Origin of the sequence: Nocardiopsis akebiae (assembly GCF_018316795.1) — a bacterium.
Taxonomy (GTDB): domain Bacteria; phylum Actinomycetota; class Actinomycetes; order Streptosporangiales; family Streptosporangiaceae; genus Nocardiopsis; species Nocardiopsis dassonvillei.
In genome coordinates this window covers 4,495,042-4,508,613 of record NZ_CP074132.1, presented here as the reverse complement: position 1 = coordinate 4,508,613, position 13,572 = coordinate 4,495,042, and the positions used below count along the sequence as shown (strand labels likewise).

At 74.1% G+C, this 13,572-nt stretch carries 11 protein-coding genes; 8 read left to right on the top strand and 3 right to left on the bottom strand.

Going from position 1 to position 13,572, the window contains the following annotated elements; genetic code table 11:
* Nucleotides 1-8 precede the first annotated feature (8 nt).
* From KGD83_RS19370 to KGD83_RS19360, 3 genes are all read left to right on the top strand, one after another.
* Nucleotides 9-1,331 carry an MFS transporter gene (locus KGD83_RS19370; protein ID WP_212640528.1) on the top strand — a complete coding sequence of 441 codons (1,323 nt, stop codon included), beginning with the start codon at nucleotides 9-11 and terminating at the stop codon, nucleotides 1,329-1,331.
* Nucleotides 1,332-1,420: 89 nt separating this feature from the next.
* A complete protein-coding gene (locus KGD83_RS19365; RefSeq protein ID WP_212640527.1) occupies nucleotides 1,421-2,410 on the top strand; it encodes a phosphotransferase in 990 nt (329 codons plus the stop codon).
* Nucleotides 2,411-2,574: 164 nt separating this feature from the next.
* Nucleotides 2,575-3,027, top strand: a complete 453-nt coding sequence (locus KGD83_RS19360; RefSeq protein ID WP_212640526.1) for a hypothetical protein — start codon at nucleotides 2,575-2,577, stop codon at nucleotides 3,025-3,027.
* Between the two features lie 27 nt (nucleotides 3,028-3,054).
* On the opposite strand, the gene KGD83_RS19355 is transcribed toward KGD83_RS19360, so the two are convergent.
* Nucleotides 3,055-4,524, bottom strand: coding sequence for a bifunctional phosphatase PAP2/diacylglycerol kinase family protein (locus tag KGD83_RS19355; protein ID WP_212640525.1), 1,470 nt, complete (start codon nucleotides 4,522-4,524; stop codon nucleotides 3,055-3,057).
* Nucleotides 4,525-4,823: 299 nt separating this feature from the next.
* Between KGD83_RS19355 and KGD83_RS19350 the strand changes: the two genes are divergently transcribed.
* From KGD83_RS19350 to KGD83_RS19330, 5 genes are read left to right on the top strand one after another with little or no spacing between them, the layout of a single operon-like run.
* On the top strand, nucleotides 4,824-6,110 hold the full coding sequence (locus KGD83_RS19350) for an NAD(P)/FAD-dependent oxidoreductase (RefSeq protein WP_212640524.1): 1,287 nt from the start codon (nucleotides 4,824-4,826) through the stop codon (nucleotides 6,108-6,110).
* Nucleotides 6,107-6,970 (top strand): DUF1365 domain-containing protein, encoded by an 864-nt coding sequence (locus KGD83_RS19345; RefSeq protein WP_212640523.1) that lies wholly within the window; start codon nucleotides 6,107-6,109, stop codon nucleotides 6,968-6,970. The genes KGD83_RS19350 and KGD83_RS19345 overlap by 4 nt, the downstream gene beginning before the upstream one ends.
* Entirely contained in the window at nucleotides 6,967-8,217 is a 1,251-nt protein-coding gene (locus tag KGD83_RS19340) for an SAM-dependent methyltransferase (RefSeq protein ID WP_212640522.1), read from the top strand. Before KGD83_RS19345 ends, KGD83_RS19340 begins: the two co-directional genes overlap by 4 nt.
* On the top strand, nucleotides 8,214-9,476 hold the full coding sequence (locus KGD83_RS19335) for an SAM-dependent methyltransferase (protein WP_212640521.1): 1,263 nt from the start codon (nucleotides 8,214-8,216) through the stop codon (nucleotides 9,474-9,476). The genes KGD83_RS19340 and KGD83_RS19335 overlap by 4 nt, the downstream gene beginning before the upstream one ends.
* Nucleotides 9,476-10,279, top strand: coding sequence for a DUF1295 domain-containing protein (locus KGD83_RS19330; protein ID WP_212640520.1), 804 nt, complete (start codon nucleotides 9,476-9,478; stop codon nucleotides 10,277-10,279). The genes KGD83_RS19335 and KGD83_RS19330 overlap by 1 nt, the downstream gene beginning before the upstream one ends.
* Before the next feature lie 156 nt (nucleotides 10,280-10,435).
* Here the strand turns inward: KGD83_RS19330 and KGD83_RS19325 are convergent, their stop codons facing one another.
* Nucleotides 10,436-11,935, bottom strand: coding sequence for a DUF6882 domain-containing protein (locus tag KGD83_RS19325; protein ID WP_212640519.1), 1,500 nt, complete (start codon nucleotides 11,933-11,935; stop codon nucleotides 10,436-10,438).
* Nucleotides 11,936-12,213: 278 nt separating this feature from the next.
* Complete coding sequence (locus tag KGD83_RS19320) at nucleotides 12,214-13,263, bottom strand: NAD(P)-dependent alcohol dehydrogenase (RefSeq protein ID WP_212640518.1); 1,050 nt, start codon at nucleotides 13,261-13,263, stop codon at nucleotides 12,214-12,216.
* Nucleotides 13,264-13,572 lie beyond the last annotated feature (309 nt).

Sequence of the window (13,572 nt, the reverse complement as noted above, 5' to 3'; positions counted from 1 at the left end):
CGGGTACGGTGCTCAACGACCCCAAAGCCCCCGCGATCCCGGCGGAGGACATCGGCCGCGTCCGCCGCCGCGTCACCGTCGCCACCGCCATCGGCAACTTCGTGGAGTGGTTCGACTCCGGCGCCTACGCCGTCATGTCGGCGACCATCGCGGTGCTGTTCTTCCCCAACTACGACCCCGCCGCCGCGCTGCTGGCGACCTGGGCGATCTTCGCCGCGGGGTTCATCGCCCGCCCCCTGGGCGCCCTGTTCTTCGGCCACTACGGCGACCGCATCGGCCGCAACCGCGCCCTGGCGCTGAGCGTGCTGTGCATGAGCGGCGCCACCCTCGCCATCGGCCTGCTGCCCACCTACGCCGCGATCGGCCTGGCCGCGCCCCTGCTGCTCCTGCTCATGCGCGCCGTCCAGGGATTCTCCACCGGCGGAGAGTACACCGGCGCCTCCTCCTTCATCATGGAGTACGCCCCCGAGGGCCGCCGCGCCCGCTACGCCAGCGCCGTCCCCATCACCGTGGGCGTGGCCGCCGTCGTCGGCTCGGGCGTGGGCGTGCTGCTCACCGGCACCCTCAGCGAGGAGGCCCTGATGTCGTGGGGTTGGCGGGTGCCGTTCCTGATCGCCGGGCCGCTGGGCGCGATCGGCCTGTACCTGCGCTCCCGGCTCGACGACACCCCCGTCTTCCGTGAGATGGCCCGGGAGGACAACACCACCCGCAGCCCGCTGCGCGAGGCCTTCCGCGTCTCCGGCCGCCAGATGTTCACGCTCTTCGGCTACAGCATCACCAACGCCGTCGGCTACTACTTCATGAGCTCGTACATGATCAGCTACATGTCGGAGTCGCTGGACTACACCAAGACCCAGGCGCTGACGACCAGCGTGGTCGCGATGCTGGCCTACACGCTGATGTGCCCGCTCATGGCCAGGGCCAGCGACCGGTTCGGGCGCCGCCCCATGCTGATGACCGCCTGCGCCGGGTTCGTGCTGCTGACCTACCCCGCGTTCCAGCTCATGGGCACCGGGCTGGCCGGGGCCGTGCTGGGCACCTCGGCGCTGGCCGCGCTCGTGGCGGTGATCGGCACCTCCAACGTGCCGATGATGGTCGAGATGTTCCCGGCCCACCTGCGCGCCAGCGGGTCGGCGGTCGGCTACACCACCGCCTACGTGCTCTTCGGCGGGACGGCCCCGTTCGTGGCCACCTGGCTGGTCGCCGCCTCCGGCAGCGCCCTGACCCCGGCGTTCTACCTCGTCGGAGTCGCCGCGCTCAGCCTCCTGGTGGTGCTCACCCTGGTCCGCGAGACCCGGGACCTGTCCCTGCACCGCACCACGGTGGACTGACCCGCCCCGGGGGCGCCCGCGAAGCCACGCGGGCGCCCCGGGGGAGGAGGTTCCCGGCCGCGGCGCGGACCGGCTGGTAGTTTCGCCGCATGCGCGAACGGCTGACGAACCTGGAACCACGCCTGCACGACGCGCTGGCGGCGTGGGGCGTCCACGCGACCGCGATCGACCACGTCCCCCTGGGCTACGGCGACCACCACTGGAGCGTCACCGACACCGCGGGCCGCCGCTGGTTCACCACCGTGGCCGACCTCGCCCACAAGTCCTTCCTCGGCCCGGACCCGGCCGCCGTGCGGCGGCGCCTGACCCGGGCCATGGACACCGCGGCCCGGCTGCACGACGACGAGGGGCTCGGGTTCGTCGTCGCGCCCCTGCGCACCCCGGGCGGGGACACCGTCGTCCCGGTCGGCGACGGGTACGCGCTCAGCGTCTTCCCCCGCGTGGAGGGCGAGTCCGGCGACTTCGGCCAGGAGTTGGCCGCCGACCGGCGGGCCCGGCTGCTGGACACCCTCGCCCAGCTGCACCGCAGCGCACCGGGCGACGCGCCCGCCGTCGAGACCCGCCTCCCCGGCCAGGACCGGCTCGCCGCGCTGCTGGACCGCCCCGCCGCCGTCGGCGACGCGGGGCCCCACGCCGCTCCCACCGCCGACCTGCTCGCCGAGCACGCCCCGGTGCTGCGCGAGCGCCTGGCCGAGTCCGACCGGGGCGCGGCCGCTCTGGAGGGCGCGCCGACGGTCCTCACCCACGGCGAGCCCCACCCCGGCAACCTGCTGTGGCACGGCGACCGCCCGCTCCTGGTGGACTGGGACACCGTCGGTCTGGCCGCCCCCGAGCGCGACCTGTGGCTGGTCACCGACGACCCCGCCGAACTGGACCGCTACGCCCGGGCCAGCGGGCACGAACCCGACCGCGCCCTGATGGACCTGTACCGGCTGCGCTGGGACCTGCGGGACGTGGTCGAGTTCGTCGACTGGTTCCGCGCGCCCCACGAGGGCGGCCCCGACACCTCCCGGGCCTGGCGGGACCTGGTCCGCATCGTCGAGCGCCTCGGCGCGGGGGAGCGGTCCGGAACCCGCTGACGCCGCCCGGATCCGGCGGCCCGGCGGGTCGCGGCCCGCCCGCACGGTTTGCGGTCGGTAACATCTCCCTGACTCTTGGCGACCGGAAAGACCTGTTGTCGGCGCGGCCGGGCTGGAACCGGCCGACCGGGCACGCCACGGACCCGACCAGCTGTTGGAGCGACATGAACCTGCCCCTGAGCACCCGCGACCTGCCGCTGCGCGTCATCACGGGGGCGTTCGTCCTCAACTCCGGGCTGGAGAAGCGCGGCGCCGACGAGGAGGCCGCGCAGGGCCTGCACGGGATGGCGGCGGGGACCTACCCCTTCCTCAAGGACGTGGACCCGGTGACCTTCGCCCGGCTGCTGTCTGCCGGTGAGATCGCCCTGGGCACCGCCCTGCTGATCCCCGTCGTGCCGAGCCGCGTCGCGGGCGCGGGCCTGACCGCGTTCGCCGCCGGCCTGCTCGGCCTGTACCTGCGCACCCCGGGCATGCGGCGCCCCCAGAGCCTGCGCCCGACCGAACAGGGGCTGCCCCTGTCCAAGGACTCGTGGCTGCTGGGGGCGGGGCTCAGCCTCCTGCTGGGCGGCGACACCGGTCGGGAGTCCTCCCGCGGCTCCCGGCGGTGCCGCCGCTGACGGTCGGGCGGACGCCGCTTCCGGGCTTCACCGGTCTGTCTCGACGGCGGGCACGAAGACCCGCAGGGCCGCGTGCCGCTTGGTGAAGACCACCGTGCGCGAGCCCTCCACGACCTCGCCGTCCACGGCCAGCAGCCTGGGCTCGCCCGGGATGGTCAGCGTCAGCCCCGTGGTCAGCCGCTCGGAGTAGCCCTCGCCGTGCGCGAACTTGCCCAGCAGCACGTCCGCGACGGCGCGCAGCCTCGGGAAGGGCGCCCGCGCGGTGAGCACCCGCACGTCCAGCCGCCCGTCGTCCAGCTGCTCGCGCAGCGCGGGCACCCGGCCGTGCGTGCGGTACTGGCAGTTGCCCACGAACGCCCACCACACCTTGGCGGGCTGGCCGTCCACCACCGCCGAGGTCGGACTCACCTCCCGCAGGTCCTGCCACAGGGCCAGCGCGAACGCGGGCCACTTGCCGATCCGGTCGGCCCACTTGTCGCGCCGGTCCACCATGCGCGGGTAGGAGCCGAAGGAGGACGTGTTGAGGAAGATCCGTCCGTCCACCTCGCCCACGTCCACCCGGGCCAGCCGTCCGTCGTCGAAGGCCCGCAGCGCGATGTCCACCGAGGACAGCCCGAGCGTGCGGGCGAAGTTGTTGAGGGTGCCGTCCGGCAGCACCAGCAGCGGGCGGTCGTGGTCCAGCGCCGCCTGCGCCCCGGCGTTGACGGTGCCGTCGCCGCCCGCCACCGCCAGCACGTCGCTGGTGCGCGCGGCCTGGTCCATGACCCCGACCACGTCGTCCTCGGCCGACAGCGGGATGATCCGCGCCTTGGGCAGCGCCCGCGCCACCCTGCTCGTGACGTCGGCCGCGGTCAGTCCGGGCATCGTGCCCGAGGCGGAGCGCGGGTTGACGACCACCGTCACCCCGGAGCCCTCGCGGTCCACGTCGGTCTCCCCGTCGGCGACGGTGCGCGCGCCGAAGACCAGTTCGGGCCGGGGCGGCACCACCGTCCGGGCGAGCAGGGCCGCGCCGCACCCGATGGCCACTCCGGCGAGCACGTCGCCGGGGTAGTGGACGCCGCTGTGCACGCGTGAGAACGCCACTCCGCCCGCCAGGAGGGCGACCAGCCCGGCCAGCGGCTTGGGCGCGTCGGTCATGACCCCGGCCGCGTAGGCCGCGGCGGCGGCGGTGTGCCCGGAGGGGAAGGAGGTGCTCGGGTAGGAGCGGTAGGGGCTGCGCGCGGCCGGGACGGCCGAGTTGTCCGGGCGGGTGCGCCCCGAGATCTGCTTGATCCCCGCCGAGACCAGGTTGGCGGTGCCCGCGGCCAGTATGGCGCGCAGGGCGGTGCGCCGCAGCCTGGGGCCGCCGGTGGCGGCGAGGGTGGCCGACATGAGGAACCACGGCGCCATGTTGTCCGTCGCCTGTACGAACTTGGGGGTGTAGGCGTCCAGGGACGGGGGTCCCAACCCCGTCACGTGGTCGTAGACCTTCTTGTCAGCCCGTTGCAGTCGACTCATAAGGCTCATTGCCCCAGATTGGGCAAAGTCCCGTCAGATGTCCATAAGGGCGCGCCAGCAGGAGAGCCTCCAGTGTGTTGATGACATCACACACGATGTTGGTTTCGGTCGGGCGCCGCCGCCGGTTCGCCGGTGCGACCGGGCCGTGACGCCCGTGCGGCGGCCGACGCCGGGGTGCTCGGCCCCCGGTCGTCACCTCACCTCTTTCGAGACCTTTTCGTGATTTCACGGACCAATCCGCCTGGTTCCCGGTACCGAATCACTTCCGCCACACAACCCCCGGAAGTGAAGAGGACGCATTGGGTACAGGGCAGCACACCCTCCGTCGGCGCAGGGTCGCGGTCATCGGCTCGGGCGTCTCCGGACTGACGGCGGCGCACGTTCTGCACCGGGACGACGACGTCACCCTGTTCGAGGCCGACGACCGCCTGGGCGGACACGCCCACACCCACCGGATCGGCGGCGGACCGGGCGGCGAGCTGGGGGTCGACAGCGGCTTCATCGTGCACAACAGGCGCACCTACCCCCACCTGCTGCGACTGTTCGACGAACTCGGCGTGCGCACCCAGCCCACCGAGATGAGCATGTCGGTCAGCTGCCGGGGCTGCGGCCTGGAGTACGCGGGCGCGCGCGGCATGCGGGCCATGCTCCCCAACCGGTCCCGGCGCAGCCCCGCCTACCTGCGCATGCTCACCGAGATCCCCCGCTTCCACCGGGCCGCCCGGCGCCTGCTCGCCGCTACCCCGCCGCCCGGCGCGGCCGAGCCCACCCTCGGCGCCTTCGTCCGCCACCACCGGTTCACGCCCTACACGGTCGCGCACTTCCTGCTCCCGCTGGTGTCGGCGGTGTGGTCCTGCCCGCCCGGCACCGCCACCGACTACCCCGCCCGCTACCTCTTCTCCTTCCTGGCCAACCACGGCATGCTCAGCGTGTGGGGCTCCCCCCGCTGGCGCACCGTCACCGGCGGCTCGCACGCCTACGTCGAGCGCGTCGCCAAGAACCTGCACGCGGTGCGCACCGGCACCCCGGTCACCTCGCTGGCCCGCACGGACCGGGGGGTGCGCCTGCGCGCCGGGGGAGAGCCCCTGGAGTTCGACGCCGTCGTCGTGGCCACCCACGCCGACCAGGCCCTCGCCCTGCTCGCCGACCCCACCGACGCCGAGCGCGAGGTCCTCGGCGCCTTCGGCTACTCGCGCAACCGCACCCTGCTGCACACCGACGCCTCCGTCCTGCCCGCCGACCGCGACGTCTGGGCCAGCTGGAACCACCGCCTGGCCTCCTGCGAGCCCGACACCGAGCCCGTGCGCGTGAGCTACCACATGAACCGCCTCCAGCGCCTGGACGCCGACGAGCAGTACGTGGTCACCCTCAACGGAGCCGACGAGGTCGACCCCGACCGGGTCGTGGCCGCCATGGACTACGCGCACCCCGTCTACACCCCCGCCTCCCTGGCCGCGCAGCGGCGGCTGCCCGAGCTCAGCGACCGGGTCGTCGCCTTCGCCGGGGCCCACCACGGGTGGGGCTTCCACGAGGACGGGTGCCGCTCGGGCGTCCGGGCCGCCGCGAGCCTGGGGGTGCACTGGTGACGCCCTCCCCGGCGCCCGCGCTGTACGAGGCCACCGTCCGCCACGTCCGCTCCGAACCCGTCCGCAACGCCTTCGCCTACGGCACCTACTACTGGCTGGTGGACCTGGACGACCCGCCGCGCCTGCGCTGGCCGCTGCGCGTCCTGGCCGGGTTCCGCGCGAAGGACCACGCCGTGGACGGCGACCGCTCACCGGCCGCCACCCGCGCCCTCCCCGAAGCCGGTGCCCCGGCCGGCCCCCGCGTCCCGGCCGACACCGGTACCGCGCGCCGCGACCGCGCCGACGGCTGGGCGCGGGAGCTGCGCGCCGACATCGACGCCCTGCTGGCCGAGCACGGCGTGGACCTGGACGGCGGCCGGGTGCTCATGCTCGCCCACGCCCGCGTCCTGGGCCACGTGTTCAACCCCCTGACCGTCTACTGGTGCCACCACCGCGACGGCCGCCTCAGCCGCGTCGTCGCCGAGGTCCACAACACCTACGGCCAGCGCCACCGCTACGTCCTGGACGTGGACGGCCGCGGCCGGGCCGAGGCGGACAAGGCCATGTACGTCTCCCCGTTCAACGCGGTGGACGGCCGTTACCGCCTCAGCCTCCCCGAGCCCGGTGAACGCCTCGCGCTCACCGTCGCCCTGCACCGCGACGGGCGCCCGCCCCTCACCGCCTCGGTGCACGGCCTCCGATGCCCCGCCACCACCGCGTCCCTGCTGCGCAGGGCGCTGCGCCACCCCCTCGCGCCGCTGGTCGGCGCGCTGCGCATCCGGCGCCAGGGCATCGGCCTCTACCTGCGCGGGCTGCCCGTCCAGCCGCGCGGGCACACGCACACACCAGCGACCGAACGGAAGACCAGGACACGGCCATGACCACGACCAGCCCCCACACCCACCCGCCCCTGGACGCACGGCGCTGGCCCGACGTGGCCCGGGTGCCCGGCGGACGCCTGCGCGCGGCCGTCGCCCGCGCCATCGTCCGCCACGCCACCGCGCGCTCGGGCGTGCGCGTGCGCACCGGCTCCGCCGCGCCCGCCGCGGACGACGGCGCGCCCGTCCTGGAACTGCGCGACCCCGACGCCTTCCACCGCCGTCTGGCCGCGGGCGGCCTCATCGGATTCGGCGAGTCCTACATGGCCGGGGAGTGGGACTCGCCCGACATCGTCGCCCTGCTCACCCGCCTGGCCGCGGACTACGAGAACCTCGTGCCGCGCCCCCTCCAGCCCCTGCGCCACGTCACCCTGCCCCGCAGACCCGCCTCGGACCGCAACACCCGCGCCGGGTCCAGACGCCACATCAGCCACCACTACGACCTGTCCAACGACCTGTTCGGCCTCTTCCTCGACCGGACGATGACCTACTCCTCCGCGCTGTTCGAGGACGGCGAGGCCCGCGACCGCGACACCCTGCCCCGCGCCCAGGAGCGCAAGATCGACCGCCTCCTGGACGCCGCGGGCGTGGCCGAGGGCGTCGAACTGCTGGAGATCGGCACCGGCTGGGGCGAGCTGGCCGTGCGCGCCGCCCGCCGCGGCGCCCGCGTCACCACCGTCACCCTCTCCGCCGAGCAGCGCGACCTGGCCGTCGAACGCGTCGCCGCCGCCGGGCTCTCCGACCTGGTCGACGTCCGCCTGTGCGACTACCGCGACGTCACCGGAACCTACGACGCCGTGGTCAGCGTGGAGATGATCGAGGCCGTGGGCGAGCGCTACTGGCCCGCCTACTTCGCCGCCCTGGACCGGCTCGTGCGCCCCGGCGGACGCGTGGGCCTCCAGAGCATCACCATGGAGCACGCCCTGATGCGCGCCTCGCGCCGCTCCTACACCTGGATGCACAAGTACGTCTTCCCCGGCGGACTCATCCCCTCGGTCACCGCCGTCGAGGAGCAGTTGCGGGCGGGCACCTCCCTGCGCGTCACCGACCGCCTGTCCTTCGGCCGCGACTACGCCGACACCCTGCGCGTGTGGCGCCGGAACTTCACCGACGCCGCCGAACGGGTGGAGGCCCTCGGCTTCGACGCCACCTTCCGCCGCATGTGGTCCTTCTACCTCGCCTACTGCGAGGCCGGCTTCCTGTCCGGAATCATCGACGTCGAGCAGATCACCATGGAGAAGGCCCGATGAGCACCACCGCGACCACCGCCCCGCCCCGCGGGGCCGCCCACTTCCTCGCCCCCCTGGCCGCCGGGCTGTTCAACGGGGTGCTCCCCGTCCGGCTGCGCGCCTGGGACGGCAGCGAGGCCGGTCCCGCCGACGCCCCGCTGGCCGTGCTGCGCGACCGCGACGCCCTGCGCCACATCCTGGCCCGCCCCGGCGAGCTGGGCCTGGCCCGCGCCTACGTCACCGGATCGCTGGACGTGGAGGGCGATCTCACCGACGCCCTGAGCCGGGTGTGGGCGAGCGTGCGCGAGAACGGCACCTCGCTGCCCGGCCCCGCCGAGTGGGCCCGTGCGGCCCGCACCCTCCTGGCCCTTGGCGTGGTGGGCACCCCGCCGCCCGTTCCGCCGACCGAGGCGCGCCTGCGCGGACGCCCGCACTCCAGCGAGCGCGACGCCGCGGCCGTCTCCCACCACTACGACGCCGGGAACGACCTGTACGAGCTGCTCCTGGACGAGTCCATGGCCTACTCGTGCGCCTACTGGACCAGCGACGCCCCCGGCTACGGCCTCGCCGAAGCCCAGCGCGACAAGCTCGACCTCGTCTGCCGCGAACTGCGCCTGGACGAGGGCGACCGCCTGCTCGACGTGGGGTGCGGCTGGGGATCGCTCACCCTGCACGCCGCCCGCCACCACGGCGCGCGCGTCACCGCCGTCACCCTCTCGGCGCGCCAGCGCGACCACGTCGCGGCCCGGGTCCGCGAGGAGGGCCTGTCCGACCAGGTCGAGGTGCGCCTCCAGCACTACCGCGACGTCACCGACGACGGCTTCGACGCCGTGGCCGCCATCGAGATGGGCGAGCACGTGGGCCGCGACGAGTACGCGCCCTTCGCCCGCCGCCTGTACGACCGGCTGCGCCCCGGCGGGCGCCTGCTGGTCCAGCAGATGTCGCGGCGCGGCGCCCAGCCCGGCGGCGGCCCGTTCATCGAGCGCTACATCGCCCCCGACATGCACATGCGCCCCCTGGGCGAGACGGTCGGGCTGCTGGAGGACGCCGGACTGGAGGTGCGCGGCGTGCGTGCCATGCGCGAGCACTACGTGCGCACCGCCCGCGCCTGGCTGGAGGTGCTGGAGCGCCGCTTCGACGAGCTGGTGGCCCTGGCCGGACCCGAGACCGCCCGCGTGTGGCGGCTCTACCTGGCCGGGGGCGCGCTCGCCTTCGAGGAGGGGCGCATGGGCGTGGACCAGATCACGGCCGTTCGCCCGGACCGCGCCGGGAGCCGCTGATGGACGCCTCCGCGCTCGCCGCCACCCTCGGGCTGTCCGCCCTGGCCGTGCTGGCGCTCATGCTCGCGACCTTCGCCCTCGCGCTGCGCCTGGGCAGGCACAGCGTGGTGGACGCGGCCTGGGGGCTCGGTTTCGCCGCGGTGGCGGCGGTCGGCGCCCTGACCGCCTCGGGCGACCCCGCACGCGCCTGGCTGCTTGCCGGGCTCACCGCCGTGTGGGGACTGCGCCTGGCCGTGCACATCGGGCTGCGCTCCCGGGGCAAGGGCGAGGACCCCCGCTACGAGCGCCTGCTGGCCGGGGCGCCCGGGAACCGGAACGCCTACGCCCTGCGCGTGGTGTACCTGCTCCAGGGATTCCTGGTGTGGCTGGTCGCCGTCCCGATCCAGGTGGCGGTGCACACCGGCGCGCCCCTCCTCGGATCCCCGCAGGTGTGGCTTGCCGCAGCCGGTGCGGCCGTGTGGCTGCTGGGGTTCGTGTTCGAGACGGTGGGCGACGCCCAGCTCGCCCGCTTCAAGCGCGACCCCGCCAACAGCGGGCGGATCATGGACCGCGGCCTGTGGGCGTGGACCCGCCACCCCAACTACTTCGGCGACGCGTGCGTGTGGTGGGGGCTGTTCCTGGTCGCGCTGTCGGGGTCGTGGTGGGTGCTGCTCACCCTGCCCGCGCCCGTGGTGATGACCTACCTGCTGACCCGGGGGTCGGGCCAGCGGCTGCTGGACGAGCACATGTCCGGTCGGCCCGGCTGGGCGGAGTACGCCCGGCGCACCAGCGCGTTCGTGCCGATGCCGCCCGGCAGGGGCTGAAGGCCCCGGGCACGGGTTCCCGCCCCGGGGCCCCACGGAAGGGGGAGGGCCCCGGGTCGGGCCGTCGGATGCTTCCGCGCGGCGGACCGTGACGTGGTCCGACCGGGGCATCGCGCGACCGTGGCCGTTTCCGGCCGACCCCCGGCGGGCGGTCCGCTAGGACATCGTCTCGTGCGCCAGGCCCCAATCGACCCGGTTCAGGCTGCCGTCGCGCGCGAAGCGGACCCGTACCGCGTGCAGCCCCATGAGGCCGCCCAGTTCGTCGGGGCCGAAGACGTCCATGGGACGCACGCCGTGGCGGTCGAAGTAGCCGAGGACCATCGCCCGCATGGCCTCCCGCCTTCCCTCCTCCGGTACCAACGGATGCGTGAGGTCGGCGGCCCCCTCCAAGTCCTGGGAGGTGACCCGGGGGTCGGTGCCGGGAACCGGAATCCGCGTGTCGGTGACGGCCAGGTGGACCTGCTGCCCGTCGGGTGTCCCCACCACCGTCCAAGCCCCCGCGCCGTCGATGTCAGCCGCCGTACGGGAGAGGACCTGCGCGACACTACCGGGCAGATGGTGGGCGGACAGGTCGGCGCTGTCGGCGTCCAGGTCCGCGGCGCCCCCCTCGCGTGCCGCCGAGCGCAGGACGGACGCGCCCTCGGACGCGGCCCACTCCCACAGGCCCCGCCCGGGGGTGAAACGGCCGAGCTCCCGGGCCTCCAGCTCCACGCACCCGGGGTAGCGCAGGACCCCGGAGGCGGAGTCCCACTCGGGCTCGGAGCCCGCGGTCCACCCCAGGTCTTTGAGGTACTCCTCCAGCGCGGCCTCCCGGCGCAGCGTGGCACCGACCCTGGGCATCACGTGGGCCAGCACGCCCTGGGGTATTCTCTGGAAGCTCCCTGCGCCGGCCGCGTCCTCCGTGGCCGCGGGCACCCGGTGAGCGGGCTCCTCCACCGGCGCCGCACCGCCCGGTCCGGTCACGAACACGGACTCGACGTTGTCGGAGTCGTCCAGTGCCACGGTGACCCGGTTGCCGCTGGGCAGCTCCAGGGTGTTGCGCCCCGCCGAGCGCTCGACGTGCAGCCCGTGGTGCTCGGCGTAGCCATCGACCACCGACGCGGCGTAACCCCGGCCCTCCAGGATTTCCGGGCCGGGGACCAGCATCGCGCCCAGACGCAGGAACTGCTCGGCGGTGGCGGTCCGCGGAGGGGCCCACGGGATTCCGGGGTCGGTGACCGTGAGGAAGGTGCGCGCCCGTCCCGCATGGTTGAACACTATGCCGCCGCGTCCGCCGAGCAGGCCCATCGCGATGAGGGACATGTGGTCGGAGGCGAGCCGAGGGTCGGGGAGGTGGTTGAGGTCCACCAACCCCTCGGCCAGCTCCGGCACCGCGTGGCGTTCGCCCGTCTCACGCAGGCGCAGGGTGTCGGCGACCACGGGTCTCCCCTCGAAGGCCGGGTTCGCCCAGCCCCACAGCCACGTTCCGTCCTCGGCGTAGCTGCCGAGCAGCCCGACGCGCAGGCGTCGACCGCCGCGCCACGCCGTTTCCTGGGCGAGGTCGACCTCGAACTGGTCGAACGGCACGGTCTCGTCGAAGAAGGTCGTCTGCTCAACGACCCAGGCCAGATGGGGCTGAGCCATGCGTAGCAGGGCCGGGCTGAAGAAACCCGTCATTCCGCTCCTTCTCGCTTGCCCGGACGGCGGCACTTCGCCGCTCCTGCGCCGCCGCTCCGGCCGATTGTCGTGTTCTCGCCCCGTGGGAGTGTCGCGTCGGCTCCACGGTTCTCAACGGCCCGGATTTTTTTTCAGCGGCCCCTTCACCGAGCACTGGCCCCACCGGTCCCACTGGCCGCCGACCACGTACCGAACAGACGGGCCCACTCGCCGCATCGGCGGCACAAGCCGCGGACGGGGCCGGGACGCCGCACGCGCCCCGGCGCCATGCGGTTCGGTCAGCTCTGGTGCGGCACGACCACGGCGCGGCCGAAGACCTCCCCGGCCTCCAGCCTCCGGTAGGCCTCCAGGGCGTCCTCCAGGCCGAACCTCTCGACCTCCGGGCGGATCTGCCCCGCCCGGTACATGTCCACCACCTCCCACAGCTCTCCCACCGTCCCCCAGTAGGTGTTGGTGACGTAGGACTCGTACGGGTTGGCGAAGAACGAGAACTCGTGCGTGCCGCCCGCGATCCCGACCACGGTCAGCCGCCCGCCCCGGGCCATCGACGCCGCGGCGGTCGCGATCGTCGGAGTCACGCCCACGAAGTCGAAGGCCGCGTCCACGCCCCGGCCGCCGGTGATCTCGCGGATCTCCTCGACCTGGTGCGGGCCCGCCCCCACGGTGACCGCGCCGTTGCGCTCGGCCCAGGCCCGCGGCTCGGCCTTGACGTCGGTGGCGATCACCGTCGCGCCGGTCAGCGCTTTGAGGATCTGCACGCCGATCTGCCCCAGCCCGCCCAGACCGATCACCAGGGCGTGCCGACCGCCGCCCTCCAGGTGCGGCAGCGCCTCCTTGATCGCGTGGTAGGGGGTCAGACCCGCGTCCGAGAGCGGCGCGGCCTCCACCGGGTCGGCGTCGCCCAGCGGGACCAGGTGGTGGGCGGGCACGGTCACGTACTCGGCCATACCGCCGTCGCGCCCCAGGCCCACCGCAAGGTAGGGCATGGTGGCCGCGTTCTCGCAGTAGGTGTCCTGGCCCCGGACGCACATGCGGCAGTGCCCGCAGCCGATCGGGCCGTAGGCCATGTAGGCGTCGCCGACCCGGACGCGCTCGCTCACGCCGTCGCCGAGCGCCTCCACCCATCCGGAGTTCTCGTGCCCCAGGACGAACGGCGGTTTCTGGGCCCCGGCCTGCCCCTCCTTGAAGTGGCGGTACACGCTGACGTCGGAGTGGCAGGCGCCCGCTCCCGCCACCCGCAGCAGGACCTCGCCCGGCCCCGGTTCGGGCACGGGAACGTCGGTGAGTGACGGGAACCGCTCGTAGTTCTCGAAGACCACGGCTCGCATGGAGTACCCCCAGGCTCTCGCGGAGAGCGGGCACCGGCGCGCGACGACCGTATTTCCTGGCGCCCGTATGGCCGCTCGACACTGTCCGTCCAGTTCACGGCTGTCCGCCCACCACCTACCCGAAAGCCTTTCGTATTATTTGTCGCTTTAGTCGGAATTTGACCGTGCGTCGTACGGCCGGGAGTGGTGCCACCACTACCGAACCGGGTGGTCAACGCCAGACCCGGTTCGGGGGGACAGCGCCATGGAGGCCGACCCCGCCGCGGACCTAGCGTGAAAAGGGTCCGTTCCCCCCACCTGTCGGCACTC

Bases quoted from the DNA above. Each gene is read 5' to 3' on its own strand.
- KGD83_RS19340 (WP_212640522.1), top strand. From the start codon at position 6,967: ATGACCACGACCAGCCCCCACACCCACCCGCCCCTGGACGCACGGCGC.
- KGD83_RS19360 (WP_212640526.1), top strand. From the start codon at position 2,575: ATGAACCTGCCCCTGAGCACCCGCGACCTGCCGCTGCGCGTCATCACG.
- KGD83_RS19355 (WP_212640525.1), bottom strand. From the start codon at position 4,524: ATGAGTCGACTGCAACGGGCTGACAAGAAGGTCTACGACCACGTGACG.
- KGD83_RS19320 (WP_212640518.1), bottom strand. From the start codon at position 13,263: ATGCGAGCCGTGGTCTTCGAGAACTACGAGCGGTTCCCGTCACTCACC.
- KGD83_RS19330 (WP_212640520.1), top strand. From the start codon at position 9,476: ATGGACGCCTCCGCGCTCGCCGCCACCCTCGGGCTGTCCGCCCTGGCC.
- KGD83_RS19335 (WP_212640521.1), top strand. From the start codon at position 8,214: ATGAGCACCACCGCGACCACCGCCCCGCCCCGCGGGGCCGCCCACTTC.
- KGD83_RS19325 (WP_212640519.1), bottom strand. From the start codon at position 11,935: ATGACGGGTTTCTTCAGCCCGGCCCTGCTACGCATGGCTCAGCCCCAT.
- KGD83_RS19365 (WP_212640527.1), top strand. From the start codon at position 1,421: ATGCGCGAACGGCTGACGAACCTGGAACCACGCCTGCACGACGCGCTG.